The following is a 21,850-nucleotide window of genomic DNA, read 5'->3' as shown; positions in this document are numbered from 1 at the left end:
AGTGCTCCCGGGGAACTGGAACGGATCGAGGTGGTGCCGAGGCGACTGCCGGAGCGTTGGACCGGCGCGGTGCGTCGGAGCGGGTGATCCGGGTCGGGTGGCCCGGAGGCGTTGAACTGGAAAGAACTCGGGAGTGGTCGCCGTCGGGGGGCGACCGCCCCTTGAGGTGGTGCCGTTCGGGTGCAGGCGGCGCGACCTCACCGCTGTCTCCCCACAGCGGACGGTTGGGTGCTCGATGCGGGGTCGGGTGCCGGGCGAACGAAGTGGGGAGGCAGCAGATGTCCGCGAGCACGCCTTTGGTGGCGTTGGACGGGGTGACCACGGCGAACGGGGTGTCCGTGGACTCCGCTGCCACCGAGGTGAACGGTGGTCCCGTTGCGGGACGGGAACTGCCGGTGCGGGCGGAACTCGCCACCGTGCTGCCATGGCCGGGCCTGCGCCGTGGCAGCACGGTGGCGGTGCAGGACTCGACCGCGCTGCTGCTGGCCTTGCTGTCCGAGGCGACTTCGGCGGGGTCGTGGGCGGCCGTGGTGGGATTGCCCGGCCTCGGCCTGTCCGCGGCGGCCGAGATGGGTGTGGACCTCGACCGGTTGGCGCTGGTGCCGCAGCCGGGCGGGGACCCGGTTTCGGTGATCGCCGCCCTGCTGGACGGGGTGGACCTGGTCGTGGTCGGACGTCCGGGCCTGCCCGCCGACGCCGACGCCCGCCGGTTGTCCGCCCGCGCGCGGCACCGCGGGGCGGTGCTGCTGCCGTTCGGTCCCTGGCCGGGGGCGGAGGTGCGGCTGGACTGCACGCAGGCGCGCTGGCGCGGCCTCGGGCAGGGGCACGGGCACCTGCGCGAGCGGGAGATAACCGTGCGCGCGGGCGGGCGCGGGGCGGCTTCCCGGCCGCGTTCGTGCAGGCTGCTGCTGCCGGGGCGGAACGGCTCCGCCGCGGAGCGGTTGGACGCGGAGATCCGCGACCTGCCGGACCGCCCCGATTCGCCGGACCGCCCCGATTCGCCGGAGCGGCGGCCCGGCAGGAGTGAGCAGCCGGGCTGCTCGGGACTGCCCGGGAGGCAGCACCGTTCGGTCGCGCCGGATCGGCGGCTTCCGGACCGTGCGGGTTCGCCGGATTCCGCCGCGCAGGGTCGGCCTCCGCTGCACTCGGTACCGGAGGACGACCATGCCGGGTGAGGACTTCGCGGCCGGCGCGCCCGTGCGCAGGCTCGTGGTGTGGTGCCCGGACTGGCCGGTGGTGGCGGCGACCACGGCCTGCGGGTTCGGGTCGCAGGCGGCGGCCGCGGTGTTCACCGCGAACCGGGTGCTGGCCTGTTCCGAAGCGGCGCGCGCCGCCGGGGTGCGCCGGGGGATGCGGCGCCGGGAAGCGCAGGGCAGATGCCCGGAACTCGCGGTGTGCGAACACGACCCGGACCGGGACGCGCGGCTTTTCGAGCCGGTGGTGGCCGCTGTGGAGGCGTTGATCCCGGGGGTGGAGATCGTGCGCCCGGGGCTGCTGGCCATGCCTGCGCGGGGTCCGGCGCGCTACTTCGGCGCGGAGGGGACCGCCGCCGAGCGGATCGTCGACCAGGTCGACGCGCATACCGGCGTGGAGTGCCAGGTGGGCGCGGCGGACGGGTTGTTCGCCGGGGAGCTCGCGGCGCGGCGGGGCGTGCTGGTGCCGCCGGGCGGAAGTCCGGAGTTCCTCGCGCCGCTGGGCATCGGCGAGGTCGATCAGCCCGCGCAGCAGGCCGCGGACCGGGCTGACCTGGTGGATCTGCTGCGACGACTGGGGATTCGGACGCTCGGCGAGTTCGCCGCGCTGACCCCCGCGGACGTCTCCACCCGGTTCGGCGGTGACGCGCTGCTGGCGCACCGCGCCGCGCGAGGTGCGGAGGAGCGCCCGCCGGACCGCCGCACGCCGCCGCCGGACCTGGTGGTCGAGGAACACCTGGACCCGCCGGTGGAGCGGGTGGACGCCGCCGCGTTCGCGGCCCGCGGGCTGGCCGAACGGCTGCACGTGCTGCTGAGCGAACGCGGCGTCGGCTGCACCCGCCTGGGCATCTCGGCCCGCACCGAACACGGCGAGCGGCTGCACCGCGTGTGGCGGTGCGCGGAGCCGCTGAGCCCGGCGGGCACGGTGGACCGGGTGCGCTGGCAGTTGGACGGCTGGCTCAGCGGCCGAGGCGAGCAGCGCCCCACCGCCGGGGTGTCCGTGCTGTCGCTGCACCCGGAGGAAGTCGTGGGCGCGGGCGGGCTCCAGCTCGACCTGATGCGTTCGGCCACCGGCGAGGCGGACTCCCGCGCGGGCCGCGCGTTCGTGCGCGTGCAGGGCATGATCGGCCCGGATCGGGTGCTGGTGGGCGCGCCCGCGGGCGGCCGGGACGTGCGGGACCTGGTGACCCTCGTGCCGTGGGGCGACGAGCGCAGTCCGCGGCGAGCACCGGACCGGCCCTGGCCCGGCCGGATCCCGGCACCGTCGCCTTCGGTGGTTCCCGGGCAGCCGTGGCCGGCGACGGTGCTCGACGCCGACGGCGAGCCGGTGTCGCTCACTGCCCGCTTCGGGTTGTCGGCCGAGCCGCACCGGGTCGTCGTGCACGGCCGTTCCCGCACCGTGGCCGCCTGGGCGGGCCCTTGGCCGCTCCAGGAGCGCTGGTGGACCACCCCCGGAGTGAAGGCCCGATCTTCCGGGGCCAACGGGTCGTTCGCTCCGGAGGGAGCCGGACCGGACGGGTGGCGCCCGGGTGCGTCGGTTCGGTGGTCGCCGGGAGAGGTGGCGCCGGACGGCGAAGGCGGTTTCGGGGTGAACGGACCGTTCGCCCGAGCTAGCGGGACCAACGGGTCGTTCGCTCCGGAAGGCTCGGGTGCCGAGGGCGCGGGATCGGGGCTGCCCGGGGTGGCGCGGATGCAGGTCGTGCTCGCGGCGGAGCGGGAAGCCGGGCGGGGAACCGACGAACAAGGAACCACTGGCCAGGGCGCCACTGGCCAGGGCGCCACTGGGCAGGGCGGTACTGGGCAGGGCGGCACCGCCCGAGGAATCACCGGGCGGGGCGGCACCGTCCGAGGAATCACCGGGCAGGGCGCCACCAACCGAGGAGTCACCGGGCGAAGCACCACCGACCGAGGAGTCACCGGGCGGAGCACCACCGACCGAGGAGCCACCGGGCGGAGCACCATTGGCCAAGGAACCGCTGGGCAGGCCACCACCGGCCAGGAATCCGCCGAGCCGGACCCGGACGACCCCGGCGAGGTCGCGCTGCTGCTGGTGCGCGAGAACGGCGCGTGGTGGGTGCAGGGGGTGTACCGGTGAGCTGGTTCAACCCCCGCCAGACCTGGTCGGAGCTGGAACAGGCGCTGTCCGGCAACGCCCCCCTGCCAGACGACGTCCTGCCCGGAGACGGCCAGCCAGGAGATGCCCAACCCGAAGACGCCCGGCCCGAAGATGCCCGGCCCGAAGATGCCCAGCCCGAAGACGCCCCGCCCGGAAATCCCCAGCCCCGCAACTCCCTGCCCCGCGACGAGGAATACCCGGGCGACGGCGGCGACAGCCCGGCCTGGACGCGGACCCGCGCGCCGTACACCGCGGACACCGGCCGCGCCCCGTCGGCCGTCCCGTTCGCCGAGCTGCACGCGCACTCGCACTTCAGCTTCCTGGACGGCGCGAGCTACCCGGAGGAGCTGGCCGCAGAGGCGGCCGAGCTGGGTCTGGAGGCCGTGGCGCTGACCGACCACGACGGCCTGTTCGGTGCCGTGCGGTTCGCCGATGCCGCGGCCGAGCACGGCGTGCGCACCATCTTCGGCGCCGAGCTGAGCCTGGCCCCGCCCGGCGGACGCGCCACCGAGCGCACCGGCGTGCCGGACCCGCCGGACCAGCACCTGCTGGTGCTGGCCCGCGATCCGGACGGCTACGGCCGGTTGTGCCGCGCGATCAGCACCGGTCAGCTGCGCGGCGAGGAGAAGGGCCGCCCGCAGCACGTGCTGGAAGAGCTCGCTGCGGAGGCGGCGGGGCACTGGCTGGTGCTGACCGGCTGCCGCAAGGGCGCGGTGCGCGCCGCGCTGGCCGAGCGCGGCCCGGCCGCCGCGGAGTCCGAAGTGGACAGACTGGTGGCGCTGTTCGGCCGGGACAACGTCGCGGTGGAACTCACCGAGCACGGCCTGCCGGAGGACTCCGCCCGCAACGACGAGCTCTACGAGATCGCCCGCCGCACCGGCGTCCGCGCGGTGGCCACCAACGCCGCGCACCTGGCGAACCCGCGGCGCGGCCGGATCGCCTCGGTGCTGGCCGCGATCCGCGCCCGCACCAGCCTGGACGAGCTGGACGGCTGGCTGCCCGCCTGGGCGGGCGCGTTCCTGCGCTCCGGCGAGGAGATGGCGCAGCGCTTCGCCCGCTATCCCGGCGCGGTCGAAGCCGCCGCCGAATTGGGCCGCGAGTGCGCCTTCGACCTGAAGCTGGTCGCGCCGCAACTCCCGCCGTTCGACGTGCCGCCCGGCCGCACCGAGGCCGAGCACCTGCGCGAGCAGACCTACCGGGGCGCGCTGGAGCGCTACGGCCCGCACGACCCGGCCGCCTACGAGCAGATCGAGCACGAGCTCGCGGTGATCGAGAAGCTGGACTTCCCCGGCTACTTCCTGGTGGTGCACGACATCGTCCGGTTCTGCCTGGACTCCGGGATCCTGTGCCAGGGCCGGGGTTCGGCGGCGAATTCGGCGGTGTGCTTCGCGCTGCGCATCACCAACGCGGACCCGGTGCGCTACGGCCTGCTGTTCGAGCGCTTCCTGGCCCCGGAGCGGGACGGCCCGCCGGACATCGACCTGGACATCGAGTCCGATCGCCGCGAAGAGGTGATCCAGTACGTCTACCGCAAGCACGGCCGCACGCACGCCGCGCAGGTCGCGAACGTGATCTCGTACCGGCCGAAGTCGGCGGTGCGCGACGTCGCGCGGGCGCTGGGTTTCTCCCCCGGCCAGCAGGACGCCTGGAGCAAGCAGGTGGAGAGCTGGCACCAGCTGCCCGACGACGGCGAGCTGCCGGACCAGGTCCGCGAGCTGGCGAACGAGCTGATCGGCTTCCCGCGGCACCTGAGCATCCACTCCGGCGGCATGGTGCTGTGCCACCAGCCGGTCAGCGAGGTGTGTCCGGTGGAGTGGGCGCGGATGCCGGGCCGCACGGTGCTGCAGTGGGACAAGGACGACTGCGCGGGCGCGGGCCTGGTGAAGTTCGACCTGCTGGGGCTGGGGATGCTTTCGGTGCTGCACTACGCGATGGACATGGTCGCCGAGCACCACGGCCGCCACGTCGACCTCGGTGAGCTGGACCTGGAGGACGACGAGGTGTACGCGATGCTGCGCCGCGCCGACGCGATCGGGGTGTTCCAGGTGGAGAGCCGGGCGCAGCTGGCCACGCTGCCGAGGCTGAAACCGCGGCGGTTCTACGACCTGGTGGTGGAGGTGGCGCTGATCCGCCCCGGCCCGATCCAGGGCGGCTCGGTGCACCCCTACATCCGCCGCCGCAACGGCGATGAGGACTGGGACTACGAGCATCCGCTGATGGCGGGCGCGCTGGCGAAGACCCTGGGCGTGCCGCTGTTCCAGGAGCAGCTGATGCAGCTGGCGGTGGACGTGGCCGGGTTCTCCGCGGCGGAGTCCGACGAGTTGCGCCGGGCGATGGGCGCGAAGCGCTCCACCGCGCGGATGGCGCGGCTGCGCAGCCGGTTGTTCGAGGGCATGGCGGCCAACGGCATCTCAGGTGAGCTGGCCGAGCAGGTGTACGCGAAGCTGCTGGCGTTCGCGAACTACGGCTTCCCGGAAAGCCACGCGCTGAGCTTCGCGACGCTGGTGTTCGCCAGTTCCTGGTTCAAGCGCTACTACCCGGCGGCGTTCTGCGCGGCGTTGATCAAGGCGCAGCCGATGGGCTTCTACTCGCCGCAGTCGCTGGCCGCGGATGCCCGCAGGCACGGCGTGCGGGTGTCCGGCCCGGACATCAACGCCAGCCGGGTGCACGCCGACCTGGAGCCCGACGCGGATTCCACCGGGGGTGTGGCGGTGCGGCTGGGTCTGTCGTCGGTGCGCACGCTCGGCGTTGACCTGGCCGAGCAGCTGGCCGCCGAACGCGCCGAACGCGGCGCGTACTCGTCGATGACCGACCTCGCGCGGCGCGTGACGCTGACGGCTCCGCAGATGGAGGCGCTGGCCACCGCGGGCGCGTTCGACTGCTTCGGCCTTTCCCGCAGGCAGGCGCTGTGGAACGCGGCGGCGGCCGCGGCCGACCGCCCGGACCGGTTGCCGGCGACCACGGTGGCGGCGCAGGCCCCGTTGCTGCCGGACATGGACGGGGTGGAGCTGGCAGCCGCGGACGTGTGGGCCACCGGGGTTTCGCCGGACAGCTTCCCGGTGCAGTTCCTGCGGTCCAAGTTGGACGAACTCGGCGCGGTGCCGGCCACCGGTCTGTCCGAAGTGCAGCAGGGCGAGCGGGTGCTGGTCGGCGGCGCGGTGACGCACCGGCAGCGCCCGGCGACCGCCAGCGGTGTCACGTTCCTGAACCTGGAGGACGAAACCGGGATGATCAACGTGGTGTGCACGGCCGGGCTGTGGGCGCGCTACCGCAAGGTGGGCCGCACCAGCTCGGCGCTGCTGGTGCGCGGCACCGTCGAGCGCGCCGAGGGGGTGGTCAACCTGCGCGCGGACCGGTTGCAGCGGCTGGACATGCGGGTGCCGTCCCAATCCCGTGACTTCCAGTGAGCCGCTACCGCCGCGAGCGCCGCGAACCCGGCTTTTCGGCCGGCGGGAGGAACTTTTCGGTTGATCGCCCGTCGTCGGCGAATCAATAACCTCACCGGACATGACGACTTCTCCGGCCGACGCCACCGTCCCGGTGCGGCGACCGCGCCCCCGGATCCGCGGATTGGACGCCCTACGCGGGTTCGCGCTGTGCGGCATCCTCGTGAGCAACATCGCGAACAGCATCCTGCACATGCAGCACATCGATCCGGGTCCGCACGTGCCGCTGGTGCCCGAGCTGCTGCACAGCATCGTGCACCAGCGGTTCTTCCCGATCTTCAGCTTGCTGTTCGGAGTCAGCTTCTGCTTCGTGCTCGAAGGTGCCGACAACCGCGCGTCGCGGCCGAGGCTGGTGCTGGTCCGGCGGCTGGTCTTCCTGCTGCTGCTCGGGATCGGGCACTCCTTGCTGCAACCGGGCGAGGCGTTGTCCGTTTATGCCGCGGCCGGTTTGGTGTTGCTGCTGCCCGCCAGCTGGTTGCCCGCGTGGGCCGTGCTCGCGCTCGGATTCGCCGTGCTGGCGGTCAATCCGAGCGGGCAGGTCGCCAGCGCAGGTTGCTTGCTGATCGGTTACGCGGTCGGGCGATTCGGCGTGCTGGACACCTTGGAGCGGCGCGGCCGGCAGCTGGCCGCGGTGCTGGCGATCGGCGCGGCGGTCACGGCCGTCGCCTTGCCGATGCAGTTGAGTGATCCGCTGAACAGCGGTTTCAACACCTCGTCCGCGGTGGCCGGGTTGGGGACGGCGCTCGTCTACGTCACCGGTTTCCTGCTGTTGCTGCGCTCTCCGCTGGGTTCGGTGCTCTCGCGGGTGTTCGAGCCGTTGGGGCGGATGGCGTTGACCCACTACGTGTCCGCGACGCTGCTGGTGCTGCTGGCCGATCAGCTGCTCGCGCTGGACGAATCGCGGAAGTGGGGCGTCATGTTCGCGTTGGCGGCCGGAATCGCCGTCGTGCAGTGGGTCTTCAGCCGGCTGTGGCTGCGCCGGTTCCGCTACGGGCCGCTGGAGTGGTGCTGGCGCTGCGTGACCTGGTGGCGCTACGTCCCGAATCGCCGCATGGCCGCATGACGAGCGTGCCGATCACAACCGAGCGCTACGGTTGCCGCTGTGCCGGACGCTGATGGGATCACCGCAGATCTGATCGCGGAGTTGCTCCGCGAGCAGCACCCCGACTTGGCCGGTTTGCCGCTGACGCTCGGTGCTCGTGGCTGGGACAACCAACTGTGGCGGCTCGGTGACAACCTCGCGGTCCGGCTGCCCTGGGCCACCCGGGAGGCGGACGAGCTGTTGTTCAAGGAGCACGCCGTGCTGCCCGCCATGGCGCCGCGGCTGCCGTTGCCGATACCTGTTCCGCAGCGGCTGGGCCGCCCGTCCGAGCGGTTCCCGCGTCCGTGGATCGTCACCACCTGGGTCGCCGGTGAACCTGCCGACCACGCGCCGGCGACTCGCGGTGCCGAGGCGGCCGATGCGTTGGCGGCTTTCCTGGCGGCCTTGCACCAGCCCGCGCCCGATGACGCGCCTGCGGGGCGGAGTGGCCGAGGAGGTCCGCTGGCCGACGTCGGCGAAGACGTCGCACAGCTGTTGAAGGAGACCACCGATCGTGGGTTGATCGCCGAGCCGGATGCAGTGCGCGAGGTCTGGGAGGACGCGCTGGCCGCGCCCGGCTGGACGGGTCGGCCGCGGTGGCTGCACGGGGACTTGCACCCGGCGAATCTGCTGACCAGCAATGGCGAATTCTGCGGCGTGGTCGACTTCGGCGACGTGTGCGCCGGAGATCCGGCCTGCGACCTGGCTGCCTGCTGGATGCTGCTGCCCGACGGGGTCATCGACCGCTTCCACCGCAGCTACTCGGCCGCCGTCGACGCAGCGACGCTGCGCCGTGCTCGCGGCTGGGCGTTGGTGAAGGCGCTCGTCTGCGCGCTCGTCGGCGATGCCGGAGTGCACGGCCGTCCGGGCGGAAAGCCCACGTGGGGACCTCCGGCGGCCGCAGCACTGCAACGCCTCACCGCGACTCGCCGCTAGGAACGATTCCCGTGGCGGTGGAGGAACGGATCTTCCGCCCGCCGACCCGCGTCGCGCGGTTCAGCTCCGGACGCCGCAGCGGCGCATGGCGAGCAGGGCGTAGGTGCGGGCGGCCTGCTCCAACTCGGCCACCGGGACGTGCTCGTCGTGGGCGTGCGCGTACCGGACGTCGCCGGGGCCGTACTGCAGCGTCGGAACTCCGGCGCCCGCGTACTGCCGCAGGTCGGTGCCGTACGGGGCACCCAGCACGTCCGGCTCGGCCGCCCCGGCGTCCCGCACCGCCGTGCGCGTCTCATCGAGCAGCGGGTGTCCGCGCGGCAGCCTGCCGCTGGCGAAGATGCCGCCCGGCCAGCTCACCCGCACCGGGTGCTCGGCCAGCCACGGATCCGCGGCGCAGGCCCGCGCGATCGCGGTGCGCAACGCCTCGCGCGCCTCGTCGAGGTCTTCGTCCAGCCGGACGCCGAACCGTCCTTCGGCCACCGCCAGGTCCGGGACCGTGCTCGCCCAGTCCCCGGCGCGCAGCACGCCGACCGACAGCGGATACGGCAGCTCGAGGTGCGCGACCAGCGGATCCGGGTCGGCGTTGCGCTCGGCTTCGAGTTCGCGCAGCACCGGCAGCAGCCCGGCGAGCTTGTCCACCGCGTTGACCCCGCGCAGCCGGGTCGAGCCGTGCGTGCTCTGCCCGGGAACCTCCAACCGGAACGTCAGCGACCCGCCGTTCGCGGCGACGACGGTGCCCGCGCTGGGTTCGGCGAGCACGCAGGCCGCGCCGCGATGACCCCGTCGCAGCGTGGCGAACGCGCCGAGCCCGCCGTCCTCCTCGCCCACGACCGCGTGCACCCCGACCGGCCGCGCCAGCTGCACCCCGGCCGAGCGGATCGCCTGCAGGGCACCGAGGAACGCCGCGACACCGCCTTTCATGTCGCAGGTGCCGCGCCCGGCTGCGATCCCGTCGGAAACCCGCAACGCGTACGGGTCCCGCTGCGGCCACCGGTCCAGATCTCCGGGCGGGACCACGTCGGTGTGCCCGCAGAACACCAGCGCCGGTTCGCCTTCGCCGCTGACGCCGACGCAGCCAGCGGCCTCGTCGCGGTCCGCCTCTTGGCCCGGGAATCCTTGCTGCGCGGCGAGTTCCGCCACGTCGATGCGCCAGTGGTCCACCCGGTGCCCGAGCCCGCCCAGCCGGTCGGCGCACCACTGCTGCGCGTCCAGCTCGCCCGCGGTGCCGCCGACGCTGGGAATGGCCACGAGTTCCCGCAGATCGCCGAGGATGCCGTCGACGTCCACCGCGTCCAGCGCTTTGCGCTCCACATCGGTCGGTTCCACGCGTTCCTGGCTGTGCACGCGGACGAGTGTCGCGCATGGTCGCGGAGCGGCGGAAGGGCGCCTACTACCATTCCGACGTGGCCGAAGGCGACAAGACCGAGCGCGATTTCGAGATCGGCAAAGACGGGCTGGGCGGCATCGTCGTCGGGATGGACGGCAGCCCCGCGAGCTTCCACGCCGCCGCCTGGGCTGCCGGGCTGGCCCGCCGCGAGCGCGCGCGCCTCGTGCTGGTCTACGTCGAGGCGGTGGGCGGCGTGGCCTACTGGTCTCCGATGGGGGTCGCGGTGGCCAGCGAAGCCGCCGAGAGCCTCGTCGAGGAGCTGAAGAAGGAAGTCGTGGCGCACCTGCGCTACATCGACATCGACTGGGACTTCGTGCACCACCGCGGTGATCCGGCGGTCGGGCTGGAGCAGGTGGCCGAGCAGTACCGCGCGGACCTCATCGTGGTCGGGCGGTCCCGGCGGCGCGGCGGTCTGCTGGGCACGGTGCCCGCGACGCTGGTGGTGGAGGCCGTGCGGCCCGTCGTCGTGGTCCCGTAGCGGCTCGCACCCGGTAGTCCTTCGCCGGTCCTTTCGCGCTTCCACCGGTACCCGCGTTGCTCGCCGCTCATCTCGGTCCCCGCGCTGAGCCGACACGCCCCACCCAACTCGATCCGAGCGAGTTGATCAGAGTGAACGGCCTGTTCGTCCAATCTAGTCGGACGAGCGGTCCGTTCACTCGGCAAGATCTGAGCTGATCGGGTGGGGGCGCGTGTCAGCGGGGAGGCGATGCGCGGGCGTGATCAGCGGTGCGCAATGCTGGGTATTAATGGTGGGTTGATCTCGGTGGCTGCTCCTCGGCCGGATCGTCGGACCGGTGTGAAAAGGTCGCGGTCATGAGTGAGCCGGAGCCGGCCGTCGGGGAGGACTTCGCCGAAGCGGTGCTGATCCACCAGGAATGGGACGGGCGCGAGTTCGAGCACTGCGACTTCACCGGTGCCGACCTCACCGGGCTGCGGGCCGCCAACTGCGTGTTCACCGAGTGCACCTTCGCCCGCGCGGACCTGGCCGACGCGCGGCTGCGCGCCACCGCGTTCCGGTCCTGCACCTTCGACCGCACGCTGCTGCGCGAGTCCACTTGGGACGGTTGCTCGCTGCTCGGTTCTTCCTTCGTGGCCTGCAAGTTGCGGCCGTGCACGCTGCGCGAAACGGACTTCACGCTGGCCGGGATGGGCGGGGCCGACCTGCGCGGGCTGGACCTGCGGGGCCTGCGGTTCCGGGAGGCCAACCTCAGCGATGCCGACCTGCGCCGCTGCGACCTGCGGGAAACCGACTTCACCGGCTCCCGGTTGCTCGGCGCGAAACTCGACGATGCGGACCTGCGCGGCTCGCGGCTGGACGCGAACCAGCTGGTGCAGAGCTCGCTGTCCGGAGCGCGGGTCGACATGGAGACCGCGCTGGCCTACGCCGCCGCCAACGGCCTGCGCGTCGACTGAACCCGAAGCCCGGAGCATCCCGCGTGCTGCCGCCTCGCTGCGGAGGCAGCGCGCGGCCGGCCCCGCTCACCCGATCTGCGGCGCAGCGGGCTCCGGCGCACGCATTTCCTTGCCGCACAACGAAAAACCGGCACCGCCGAAGCGATGCCGGTCCTCCGCGGGTGCTCGATCACTCCATCGGCGGGCGCTGCGCGTCCGGGAGTTCGACCAGCGAACCGTCCGCGAGCAGGTCGGTGATCGCCGAAGCCGTCACGTACGCCGTGCCACCGCCCGGCTGCTCGAACCACGGCACCGCCGTGCCCCGCAGCACCTGCACCGGGCGCTGCACGCGGTAGGCGGCGTACGGCCGGCTCGCCCACTGCGGCGGCAGCGAACGCAGGTTGTACGGGGTGTGCGCCGCGTAAGTGACGTTGCCGCTCGGATTGCCGAAGCGGTCCAGCTCGGTGCCCGGCTGCAGCACCAGCTGCCGCCGGTCCCGGTACAGCGTCAGCGGCGGTTCGCCGCGCAGCGGCTGGATCTCCTGGCCGGGCTGCTGTTGCGCCGGTTGCTGCTGACCGCCCTGCTGCTGCGTGCCCTGCTGCTGCGGGCCGCCCTGGGGCTGGCCCTGCTGGGGCTGGCGCGGCGGCTCGGGCGCGTTCTGCGGCGGCGGACGCTTGATCGGGCCGCCGGGGCGGTTCTGCGGCGGCTCACCCTGCGGTCCCTGCCGCGGCGGGCCGGACATGCCGGGCAGTCCGGCCGGGCCGGGACGGCGGTCCGCGCCGCCGACCGGTGCGGAGCCGGGAGTGCCCTGCGGGCCCGCCGGAGGACGACCGTCCTGCTCGGGACGAGGAGCGCGCTGCGGGAGGCCCGGCGGCGGCGTGCCCGGACCCGGCTGCGGGGCGTTCGGCGCGAAACCGTTCGGCGCCGAGCCGTTGGCCGATCCGCCGGGCTGCTGCCCGCCCGGCTGCCCGGCCGCGGGCTGCTGGCCCGGAGTCGGCATCGGCTGGAAGCGGGTCGCCTCCGATTCGCCGGACTCGGCCGGTTCCGGAGCCGGGTCCTGGTTCGCGGTGAACAGGAAGTGCCCGCCGGTGCCGGGCGCCGGTCCGCGCTGCTGCGGCTGTTCCGGCGTGCGCCGCGGGAGATCGCCGATCGGCGGACGCCCGGACTGCTCGGGGTCCGGTTCCGCCGCGGGCTCGTTCGCCGCGAACGGCTCGAACGACTGCTCCGCGGGGTGTTCGGCGGGCTGCTCGACCGGTTCGTGCGCCGTTTCCGCGGCCGGTTCTCGGTCCGGCTCGGCGGGCTCGTCCCGAACAGGCAGCTGCTCGGCGGCCGGCTGCGCGGGGACCTCAGCAGCGGACAGCGGTCCCGCTGCTGCCGGCGCCGACTCGGCGACCACCGGCGCCGGTTCCGCGGCCATCGGTGTCGGTTCCGCGGCAGCGGGCGGCGAATCCGCCACCTGCTGGGCCGCCACCGGCTCCGCCTGCTGGGCCGCCACCTGCTGGGCCGCTTCCTCGGGGGCCCGCCGCGGTTCGGCAGGCAGCGGTTCGGTGCTCGACAGCAGCAAGCTGCCCAGCAGGAACGCCGCGGCCTGGTCGGCGTGCTCGAAGCGGACGTCACCGTGCAGGTCGTCCTCACCGGCGGTGACGATCCAGTCCGGACCGTCCCGCAGCAGGCAGCGCGCGCTGTTCGAGTGGCTGCCGAGGCGGTACTCCTCGCTGGGCACGCCGAGCTCGCTGAGCCGGTCGTGCAGCCGGGCCAGCACCGCCTGCGTCTCGTCCAGGTCCTCGTTCTCGGCGGGCGCGTCCAGGACGTGCCGCGAACCGGCGGCAGCTTCGGCTGTTTCCGCAGGGCCCGTGTCGTGCGTGAGCAGCGGCGGTTCGCCTTCGAGGTGCTCGTCCGGCCCGGAATCGCGCAACGCCGGGCCGAGATCACCGGTGTCGGCCTCGTCGTCGCGATCGAACCGCGGGCCGGCGTCCGGCGCCGGGAGCTGGACCGCGAAGTCCTCCTGCGCGGCCGCGGGCGAAGGCTCGTACGCAGCGGGCTTGACCACGCCGGCGTCCAAGGCGCCCGAATCCAGTCCGCCGGAATCCCACGCGGCCGACTCGAAACCGTTCAGCTGCGGCGAATCGGGCTCGGGCTCGCCGAGCCCGGATCCGTCCGGCACGCGCTGCTGCTCGGGCTGCGCCATTGCCTGCGCGGGATCCTGGCCGGGCTGCAACGGCGCCCCTTCGAACGAGGCGGCCTGGAACTGCTCCGGCTGCTGCACGGCGTCGCGGGCCGGAGCCTGCTCGGCGGCGTCCTGGCGAGGCCGTGCCGGAGCCGCGCCCGGCTCCTCCGGCTGCTCGAACAGTTCCCGCACGGCGGCGTCGCGGGTGGAGTCGTCGACCTCACCGAGCGCGAACCGCCGCGCCCGGACGTGCTCGACGAGCTCCTGCTGCGGCGGAACGCCGTACTGCATCAGGTAGTACGGCACGGCGCCCGGCCATACCCAGGTGCCGTCGGTGTGCCAGGTCGAGGGAACCGAGGCAGGCGCGTTCGGGTCCAGCAGGTCGTCGTCGTTGTCCCGGGACGCCAGCACGATCGGCGCGTTCTCCAGGTAGTGCCGCAGCGGCCCGACTTCTTCCTGCTGCACCGGCGTGCGCGTGGTCACCAGCGGACGGCCCTGCTCGTCGAAGTCGTCGAACACCAGCGCCGTGCGGAACCGGTCACCGCTCGGGGCGGGGGAGGCGCCCCACTGGTGGCCGTTCGGCTGCGCGGGCGCTGCGGCGGCGAATTCGGCGGGGCCGGACTGCGCGAACTCGGCTGCCGCCTGCTGACCGGGCGGGGTGGGCGCCTGCTGACCGGGCGGAACCGCGGCCTGCTGCTCCGCCTGGGGGGAGGCGGCGGAACCGTCCAGCTTCTCCCGCATCCAATCCGGCACGTTGTCCTCGGTGCGCGGGTAGCGGCGCAGCTCGTCGACGTAGGCGGCGCGCGGCAGCGGCTGCTGCCACTGCGGCTCGGCGTCGAAGTTGATGTCGATGCGGTAGCTGGAGGGCCGCTCCACCACGTACAGCGCGCTGAGCCAGGTACCGACCTCCGGCCGGTACATGCCTTCGCGGAGGTGCTCGAAGATGCCCCACAGCTCTTCGGGTGGTTCCCACGGCTCCGTACCGCCGTCCTGGGCGGCGACCTCGCCGAGCAGATCGCGGTATTCGCCGGTGGCGCGGTACTCCACCGTGATCTGTTGCCAGTCCTCAGGTGCGGCCTGCAACAGCAGGACCCCGATCCTGCGGGCTATCTGTTCCTGCTCTTCCGGACTGATCGCTGTCGGACGCGACATGGGTGACATCCTCCCCCTCTCAACCAGGCACACCGACCCCACCCCGCGCAGACGCTACTCGAAGGTCCATCGGCGTTGTGTTCTCCCGGGTGAGTTAGGTGCGATGACCGCCCCCGCGGCCACCACGGTTGATCTTCGTGCGGGACAGCACCCAAGACTGCCCGCCGGGCCCGCCGAGCAACATCACACCACCAGGTGTGATCCGTTCAGCGGTAGACAGCGGAAATCCGGTGGCGGTGGCCCGCTGCCGACGGCGGCGAACTCGCGGGTCGGCGAGCTGGCGCCGGAACACCGGCGGGCGGAGGCGTTCGGCTGGTACACCAGCGCTGCCACTGCCGGTGCGGCGGTCGCCGCCCCGCTGTCCGGAGCGCTGCTGGATGCCACCGGGCCGGCCGCTGCTGCGGCGGTCGCGGCCGGGTTCGCGGTCGGCGCGGTGTGCCTCGTCGCACATCGCAGCCTCCGGGAGTCGCTTTCCGCGCAGTCCGCGGAGCACACTGCCGCTACGTGAGTGCACAAGCCCGTTCCACCGCCCGCGACCGAGTCCTCGGTCTGCTCGGGGCGATCGCAGTCGGAGTGCTGCTTTCCGTGCAGTCCCGGATCAACGGCACGCTCGGTGCGCGGCTGCAGGACGGTGCGGCCGCGGCGCTGATCTCCTTCGGCTCCGGGCTGGTGGTGCTGTTGATCGGCACCGCGTTCCTGCCCGCGGCGCGGCGGGGACTGCGCCGGGTGGGCACCGCGGTTCGCGGCGGCGGGCTGCGCTGGTGGCACCTGCTCGGCGGCATCTCCGGCGGCTACCTGGTGTTCAGCCAGAGCCTGACCGCGGCGACGCTCGGGGTCGCCCTGTTCACCGTCGCCGTGGTGGCCGGGCAGGTCAGCAGCGGGATGGTGGTGGACCGGCTCGGGCTCGGGCCCGCCGGGCCGCAGCGGGTCACCCCGCCGCGCATGATCGGCGGGGTGCTGGCGGTGATCGCGGTGGTCATCGCGGTCTCGGCGAAGCTGGGCGGGTCGGCGGCCAGCTGGCTGATCCTGGTGCCCGCGCTGGCCGGCATCGGTGTCGCGTGGCAGCAGGCGGTCAACGGCCGGGTGAAGCAGACCGCGGACTCCGCCGCCTCCGCCGCAGTGATCAACTTCGGTACGGGGACGGCGGCGCTGGCCGTGGCCTGGGTGGCGGAACTCGCGGTGCGCGGCCTGCCCTCGTCGCTGCCGACCGCGCCGTGGCTGTACGTGGGCGGTTTCCTCGGCATCTTCGTCATCGGCGGTTCCGCCGTGCTGGTGCACTACACCGGAGTGCTGGTGCTGAGCATGGGGATGGTCGCCGGCCAGCTGCTCGGCGCGCTCGTGCTGGACCTGGTGGTGCCCGCGCCGGGCACGCACGTGGCCGCGTCCACCTTGATCGGAGTGCTGCTGACGTTCGTCGCGGTGGCCGTCGCATCCCTGCCAGACCGGTCCGCGCGGGCGTGATCCGGCGGGCTTGATCCGACCGGGCTCCGCCCTGCGCCGTCTGCCACGATGAACGGCTGTGAGCGCGACGACGCTGGACGGCAAAGCCACCAAGAACGCGATCTACGACGAGCTGCGCGCCCGGGTGGCCGCACTCGCGGAACGCGGCGCGCAACCAGGGTTGGGCACGGTGCTGGTCGGGGACGATCCCGGCTCGCACTCCTACGTCCGCGGCAAGCACAACGACTGCGCCAAGCTGGGCATCGCCTCGCTGCGCCGGGAGCTGCCCGCCGACGTGACGCAAGCCGCGGTCGAAGCCACGTTGGACGAGCTCAACGCCGACCCGGCCTGCACCGGCTACATCGTGCAGCTGCCGCTGCCGGAGCACCTCGACGCCGGAGCGCTGCTCGAGCGCATCGCGCCGGACAAGGACGCCGACGGTCTGCACCCGATCAGCCTCGGACGGCTCGTGCTCGGTGAACCGGCCCCGCTGCCGTGCACGCCCCGCGGCATCGTCGAGCTGCTGCGCAGGCACGAAGTTCCGCTGGACGGGGCGCAGGCCGCAGTCGTCGGCCGCGGCATCACGGTCGGACGTTCGCTCGGCCTGCTGCTGACCAGGCGCAGCGAGAACGCCACCGTCACGTTGTGCCACACCGGCACGAAAGACCTGGCCGCGCAGGTGCGGCAGGCCGACATCGTGGTCGCCGCGGCCGGTCGCCCGCACCTGATCACCGCGGACATGGTCAAACCCGGCGCGGCAGTGCTCGACGTCGGCGTCACGCGCACCGACGAGGGCGTGGCCGGGGACGTGCACCCGGACGTCGCCGAGGTCGCCGGGTACCTGTCGCCGAACCCGGGCGGCGTCGGGCCGATGACGCGGGCCATGCTGCTCACCAACGTCGTCGAGGCCGCCGAGCGCGCGGAGCGCGGCGATGTCGGCTGAAGGTCCGCAGGAGGCGCGCGGGCCGGGCTCTACGATGACCCGGCACTTCGGTAGCGCGCGGGAGGTCGGCATGAGCGAACGTTTCAGCGACCGGTCGCGGCTCTGGGAGCACGTGCCGTTCGCGGTGGTGGTGCTGGTGACGGCGCTCGGGTTGCTGCGGATAGCGATGCACGCCTGGCGCGAAGGTTCGGTGTGGCTGAGCCTCGCGCTGCTGCTGGCGGCCGGGATGCGCGCGGTGCTGGCCTCGGATCAGGTCGGGTTGCTGGCGGTGCGTTCGCGCACGGTGGACATGGTGCTCTACGGCGGTTTCGGCCTGCTGCTGCTGGCGGTCGCGCTGACCATCGTCGGCGGCCCGCTGGCCTTCTGACGCGAACACCCGCGGCGAGCGAGGCGCCCAGCTCGGACCCGAGTGGAACTTGGCGAATCCGGTCAGGTTCGGGCGTGTCCGCGCTGCGGCGCCGGGGAGTTCACTCCCACCAGAAGGACCAGGTCCGGCGGCCGCGGATTTCGCGGGCGTAGGCGGCGATGCTGCCGGATTCCTGCAGCACCCGGTCCGGGCAGAACGCCCAGTGCTCGGCCGCGACCGAAGTCGCGTGCGCCGGATCCTGCGGCGGCGCGGCCACGCTGATGTCCACCCGGTCCGGCCCGAGCCGCAGCAGCCGCGCCCCGAACCGGTCCTCCCAGCTGCGCAGGAAGGCCGACAGCCCGGCGGTGCGCGAGACGTGGTTGGCCGCGCCGGACCAGCCGAGCACGGTCAGCACGTCCGCCCCGCGGTGCACCGGCACCAGCGCGAGCCGCGTCTCGGTGTCGGCGAAGCGCGGCGCCTGCTGGTTGGCGAGGATGTCCGGGTCCGCCAGCAGGTTCCCGGCAGGGGCGAGTTCCGGGCAGTTGGCGTCGAACGGCGCCAGCGAATCCAGGTCGTAGGCGGGGCCGAGGTCGTCGTCGGAGCGGCAGAGCCCGTCCCAGATCCGCCGCATGACGTCCTCGGCCCGCCACATGTCGATGTGCTCGAGCGGTTCCGGCGGCACCACGCCGACCGTGCACCTGCTGCCGTAAGTCTCGTTGTCGTCGCACAGCAGCAGCGGCCACAGGCCGGTGCGCCGGTGGTCGGTGCGCAGCGCGCCCAGCAGCCGCGGCGCGGGTGCGTCGAGGCTGATCCAGCACAGCGGCGGTTCGTCGCCGGTGACGCGGGTGGACTGCTCGGCGAGCACTTCGCCTTCCGGCAGCGGCATGGCCGGCTCGCTGCCGGAGCTCCTCGCCAGCAGTGCCGCCAGGTCCGCATCGGCCCGGGCCGCCAGGTCCGCGTCGGACCGGGCCGGCGGGTCCGAGTCGGCCAGCGCCGACCGGCCCGCATCGGACTGGGCAGGCAGGCCCGTGCAGGATCCCGCTGAAGACCCGGTGGCCTGGTCGTCGTGCAACTCGTCACCGCCTCCGCACCGGACGTCACGCCGCGCCCACCCTAATGAGGGCACCGGAGCTGCGGTGCACCTGCTGCCTTTTCGTGATCGGCGGGCGCCCGCCGATCAGGTCTCCTGCGGCCGCCGCGGCTCGACGATGCAGTCCGGGCCGGGGTAGACGAGCCGTTCGTGGCCGTCGTCGAAACGCACCCGGTACGGCGGATCGCCGGAATCTCCGCGCACCTCCAGGATCACGCCGGTGCGGTCGGTCTCCTCGACCGTCCGGCTGTGCACGTGGAGCTGGTCGCCGACTGCTGCCTTCATCGCCCTCACCTCCGACACCAGGCTAGGTGACCGGCGCCACAGCGCGCAGGGCTCTGCGGCCGGGAATCGGGCCTGCCCGGAATCAGGCTCGCGGCACCAGCCAGCTCATCACCTCGGGCGGCAGATCGAGCGTCGCGATCCACGGCGCGGCACCGACCCGGTAGAGCACCACCGCGCCCAGCACCACGGCGATCAGCGTCAGCCCGGGCCCGACCAGCGCCATCTCGACCTTGCCGCCGGTGCGCATCCGCAGCGCTTTCGGCGGGGCGACCGGATACCAGGTCTTGCCGGACAGCGGGAACGGCCAGAGCATCGGGCAGCCCTGCTCGGTGATGGCGTCACCGATGAAGTGCGCGATGCAGCCGAGCATCACCGCGACGCCGAACGCCGCCGCGTCGGTGGGCTGATCACCGGCCCAGTACCAGCAGGTCAGCGTGAGTCCGAGCGAGGCGCAGGCGATCAGCAGCGCGTCCTGCCTCGGCGACCAGGTGTGCATGATGCCGCGCACGGCCAGCCCGGCGAAGGTGAACATCAGCACGCCGAGCGCCGCCCCGGAGCTGCTCTGCACGATCGCGGTGGTGATCAGTCCGGCGAGCACGGCGAAGACCACGGTGTGCGTGAACCCGCGGTGGGTGCCTTCGCGGTCGCTGTCGCTCTTGGTGCGGGTGAGCCGGTAGAGGAACCCGCTCAATCCGCTGATGGCCGCCGAGAATCCGCGCGACAGGGCGCCGAACGTGCTGGCCACGGTGGACTTCGGGTGGTCGATGTCGGGCAGCAGCGCGGCTCCGGAGGCCAGCGTGGCGCCCACGACCCAGGTCTTGGGGGAGAGCTGGCCGATCAAGTGGCTGTCGGCCAACGCGGTCACCGCGGCCCATGCCGCCAGTCCGCTGATGGCGTGTGTGGGTCCGGTCGCCAAGTGCCGCCTCCCGTGATCGTCGCCCGCGCCGAGCCTAGAAGAACGATCTGCCGGTCGGAGCGCCGCCTCGCCGGATTCGTCTCATGCAGGTGTCGCGCGCCGCGGGGGCGGGGCACAATCGAACACGAATAGCAGTACGCTTGTACCGCTTGCATTCTCGCGAGAGGAGCACCCCGCCACATGAGCAAGATCAAGGTCCAGGGCACGGTCGCCGAGCTCGACGGTGACGAGATGACCCGGATCATCTGGTCCTTCATCAAGGACAAGCTGATCCACCCCTATCTGGACATCAACCTCGACTACTACGACCTCGGCATCGAGCACCGGGACGCCACCGACGACCAGGTGACCGTGGACGCGGCGAAGGCCATCGCGCAGCACGGGGTCGGCGTCAAGTGCGCCACGATCACGCCGGACGAGGCGCGCGTGGAGGAGTTCGGCCTGAAGAAGATGTGGCGGAGCCCGAACGGGACGATCCGCAACATCCTCGGTGGCGTCATCTTCCGCGAGCCGATCGTGATCTCGAACGTCCCGCGCTACGTACCGACCTGGACGAAGCCGATCGTCATCGGGCGTCACGCGCACGGCGACCAGTACAAGGCCACGGACTTCAAGGTCCCGGGCCCGGGCACGGTGACCATCACCTACACGCCCTCGGACGGCTCCGAGCCGATCCAGCAGGAGGTCGCGCAGTTCCCGACCGACGGCGGCGTGGCGATGGCCATGTACAACTACAAGCGCTCCATCGAGGAGTTCGCGCGCGCTTCGTTCCGCTACGGCCTGGAGCGCGAGTACCCGGTGTACATGTCCACCAAGAACACGATCCTCAAGTCCTACGACGGCGTGTTCAAGGACGTTTTCGAAGAGGTCTACGAGAACGAGTTCAAGGCGGACTACGAGGCCAAGGGCCTCACCTACGAGCACCGGCTGATCGACGACATGGTCGCCACCGCGATGAAGTGGGAGGGCGGCTACGTCTGGGCGTGCAAGAACTACGACGGTGACGTGCAGTCCGACACGGTCGCGCAGGGCTTCGGTTCGCTGGGCCTGATGACCTCGGTGCTGATGACCGAGGACGGCAAGGTCGAGGCGGAGGCCGCGCACGGCACCGTCACCCGGCACTTCCGCCAGCACCAGGAGGGCAAGTCGACCTCGACGAACCCGATCGCGTCGATCTTCGCGTGGACCCGCGGCCTGGCCCAGCGCGGTCGGCTGGACTCCACCCCGGAGGTCACCGGTTTCGCCAACGCCCTGGAGCGGGTCGTCATCGAGACCGTGGAAAGCGGCAAGATGACCAAGGACCTGGCGCTGCTGGTCGGCGGCGGCCAGGGCCACCAGACCACCCAGGAATTCCTGGCCACGCTGGACGAGAACCTGCAGAAGAAGATGGCCGACCGCTGATCTTCCTCGGGTAGCCTGGAACGCCACTTTCGCCCCGATTCCGGGGTGGGAGTGGCGTTTTCGCTTTCCGGGGGAACCTCGCCGCGCGCCGAGCGTCTCCCGGTGGGACCTCGGTGCGAACGAAGTGAGGAGCGGAACGGATGCCGTACCAGTACAAGGTCGTGGAGCTTCGGGAGAAGATGCTGGGCGGCAAGATGTCCGGCGATCGGTTGGAGAAGGTGCTCAACGAGCACGCCGCCGACGGCTGGCGGCTCAAGACGATCACCGGCGCCGACGTGAAGGGCCGGGTCGGCCCCGGCGGAGTGGACGGCCTGCTGGTCACCTTCGAGCGCGAGCGCTGAAAACCGCGACCGGCCCGGGCGCGTCCCGGGCCGGTCGGCCCGGCCGTCGGCGACGACCTCCGGTTCGGTAAGCTGATCGACAACGCGCCGTCGGCGCGGCCAACTTCACCAGCGCGATTAGCTCAGCGGGAGAGCGCTACCTTGACACGGTAGAGGTCACTGGTTCAATCCCAGTATCGCGCACCAAAGTTTTCATGCAGGTCAGCGGCCCTGCTCCT

Annotated in this window: 18 protein-coding genes and 1 tRNA gene; 14 read left to right on the top strand and 5 right to left on the bottom strand. The window is 72.7% G+C overall.

Translation table 11 applies throughout. The features are described 5' to 3' along the window. The first annotated feature begins 278 nt into the window (after positions 1–278). From V1457_RS04630 to V1457_RS04610, 5 genes are all read left to right on the top strand, one after another. Positions 279–1,175, top strand: coding sequence for a hypothetical protein (locus tag V1457_RS04630; RefSeq protein WP_307849884.1), 897 nt, complete (start codon positions 279–281; stop codon positions 1,173–1,175). Continuing rightward, positions 1,165–3,288 carry a DNA polymerase Y family protein gene (locus V1457_RS04625; protein ID WP_338600677.1) on the top strand — a complete coding sequence of 708 codons (2,124 nt, stop codon included), beginning with the start codon at positions 1,165–1,167 and terminating at the stop codon, positions 3,286–3,288. The genes V1457_RS04630 and V1457_RS04625 overlap by 11 nt, the downstream gene beginning before the upstream one ends. Beyond that, positions 3,285–6,716 (top strand): error-prone DNA polymerase, encoded by a 3,432-nt coding sequence (locus tag V1457_RS04620; protein WP_407074747.1) that lies wholly within the window; start codon positions 3,285–3,287, stop codon positions 6,714–6,716. The genes V1457_RS04625 and V1457_RS04620 overlap by 4 nt, the downstream gene beginning before the upstream one ends. A 100-nt stretch (positions 6,717–6,816) precedes the next feature. Beyond that, a complete protein-coding gene (locus V1457_RS04615) occupies positions 6,817–7,818 on the top strand; it encodes a DUF418 domain-containing protein (RefSeq protein WP_338600674.1) in 1,002 nt (333 codons plus the stop codon). A 39-nt stretch (positions 7,819–7,857) separates the two neighbouring features. Next, positions 7,858–8,772, top strand: a complete 915-nt coding sequence (locus tag V1457_RS04610; protein ID WP_338600670.1) for an aminoglycoside phosphotransferase family protein — start codon at positions 7,858–7,860, stop codon at positions 8,770–8,772. 60 nt (positions 8,773–8,832) lie between these two features. Here the strand turns inward: V1457_RS04610 and V1457_RS04605 are convergent, their stop codons facing one another. Beyond that, positions 8,833–10,116: an ArgE/DapE family deacylase gene (locus V1457_RS04605; protein WP_338600667.1), complete on the bottom strand. Its 1,284-nt coding sequence runs from the start codon at positions 10,114–10,116 to the stop codon at positions 8,833–8,835. Between the two features lie 59 nt (positions 10,117–10,175). Here V1457_RS04605 and V1457_RS04600 point away from each other — a divergent pair, with 59 nt between their 5' ends. Beyond that, complete coding sequence (locus V1457_RS04600; RefSeq protein ID WP_338600664.1) at positions 10,176–10,637, top strand: universal stress protein; 462 nt, start codon at positions 10,176–10,178, stop codon at positions 10,635–10,637. A gap of 335 nt (positions 10,638–10,972) precedes the next feature. Then, complete coding sequence (locus tag V1457_RS04595; protein ID WP_295142332.1) at positions 10,973–11,572, top strand: pentapeptide repeat-containing protein; 600 nt, start codon at positions 10,973–10,975, stop codon at positions 11,570–11,572. A 169-nt stretch (positions 11,573–11,741) separates the two neighbouring features. Here V1457_RS04595 and V1457_RS04590 read toward each other — a convergent pair whose 3' ends face one another. After that, a complete protein-coding gene (locus V1457_RS04590; RefSeq protein ID WP_338600659.1) occupies positions 11,742–14,870 on the bottom strand; it encodes a glycohydrolase toxin TNT-related protein in 3,129 nt (1,042 codons plus the stop codon). A 103-nt stretch (positions 14,871–14,973) separates the two neighbouring features. Here V1457_RS04590 and V1457_RS04585 point away from each other — a divergent pair, with 103 nt between their 5' ends. The 4 genes from V1457_RS04585 to V1457_RS04570 all read left to right on the top strand — a co-directional run bounded on the left by V1457_RS04585 (position 14,974) and on the right by V1457_RS04570 (position 17,620). Beyond that, positions 14,974–15,378, top strand: coding sequence for an MFS transporter (locus V1457_RS04585; protein ID WP_200068517.1), 405 nt, complete (start codon positions 14,974–14,976; stop codon positions 15,376–15,378). Further along, a complete protein-coding gene (locus V1457_RS04580) occupies positions 15,375–16,331 on the top strand; it encodes a DMT family transporter (protein ID WP_200068518.1) in 957 nt (318 codons plus the stop codon). The genes V1457_RS04585 and V1457_RS04580 overlap by 4 nt, the downstream gene beginning before the upstream one ends. A gap of 58 nt (positions 16,332–16,389) precedes the next feature. Then, positions 16,390–17,253, top strand: a complete 864-nt coding sequence (locus tag V1457_RS04575; RefSeq protein ID WP_200068519.1) for a bifunctional methylenetetrahydrofolate dehydrogenase/methenyltetrahydrofolate cyclohydrolase — start codon at positions 16,390–16,392, stop codon at positions 17,251–17,253. A 70-nt stretch (positions 17,254–17,323) separates the two neighbouring features. After that, positions 17,324–17,620, top strand: coding sequence for a DUF3017 domain-containing protein (locus V1457_RS04570; RefSeq protein ID WP_200068520.1), 297 nt, complete (start codon positions 17,324–17,326; stop codon positions 17,618–17,620). A 100-nt stretch (positions 17,621–17,720) separates the two neighbouring features. Here V1457_RS04570 and V1457_RS04565 read toward each other — a convergent pair whose 3' ends face one another. From V1457_RS04565 to V1457_RS04555, 3 genes are all read right to left on the bottom strand, one after another. Next, complete coding sequence (locus tag V1457_RS04565) at positions 17,721–18,671, bottom strand: DUF4253 domain-containing protein (RefSeq protein ID WP_338600649.1); 951 nt, start codon at positions 18,669–18,671, stop codon at positions 17,721–17,723. A gap of 105 nt (positions 18,672–18,776) precedes the next feature. Further along, entirely contained in the window at positions 18,777–18,974 is a 198-nt protein-coding gene (locus V1457_RS04560) for a DUF1918 domain-containing protein (protein WP_200068521.1), read from the bottom strand. Between the two features lie 82 nt (positions 18,975–19,056). Beyond that, positions 19,057–19,890: a metal-dependent hydrolase gene (locus V1457_RS04555; RefSeq protein ID WP_200068522.1), complete on the bottom strand. Its 834-nt coding sequence runs from the start codon at positions 19,888–19,890 to the stop codon at positions 19,057–19,059. 180 nt (positions 19,891–20,070) lie between these two features. Between V1457_RS04555 and V1457_RS04550 the strand changes: the two genes are divergently transcribed. The 3 genes from V1457_RS04550 to V1457_RS04540 all read left to right on the top strand — a co-directional run bounded on the left by V1457_RS04550 (position 20,071) and on the right by V1457_RS04540 (position 21,818). Next, positions 20,071–21,291 (top strand): NADP-dependent isocitrate dehydrogenase, encoded by a 1,221-nt coding sequence (locus tag V1457_RS04550; protein WP_200068523.1) that lies wholly within the window; start codon positions 20,071–20,073, stop codon positions 21,289–21,291. A gap of 140 nt (positions 21,292–21,431) precedes the next feature. Next, a complete protein-coding gene (locus V1457_RS04545; protein WP_295150039.1) occupies positions 21,432–21,632 on the top strand; it encodes a DUF4177 domain-containing protein in 201 nt (66 codons plus the stop codon). 111 nt (positions 21,633–21,743) lie between these two features. Continuing rightward, a tRNA-Val gene (locus V1457_RS04540) sits at positions 21,744–21,818 on the top strand. The last annotated feature ends 32 nt before the right edge of the window (positions 21,819–21,850 follow it).

The sequence above is a fragment of the Saccharopolyspora sp. SCSIO 74807 genome, assembly GCF_037023755.1.
Taxonomy (GTDB): domain Bacteria; phylum Actinomycetota; class Actinomycetes; order Mycobacteriales; family Pseudonocardiaceae; genus Saccharopolyspora_C; species Saccharopolyspora_C galaxeae.
The sequence above is the reverse complement of the archived record's forward strand: the minus strand, read 5'-3'. Positions and strand labels throughout refer to the sequence as shown.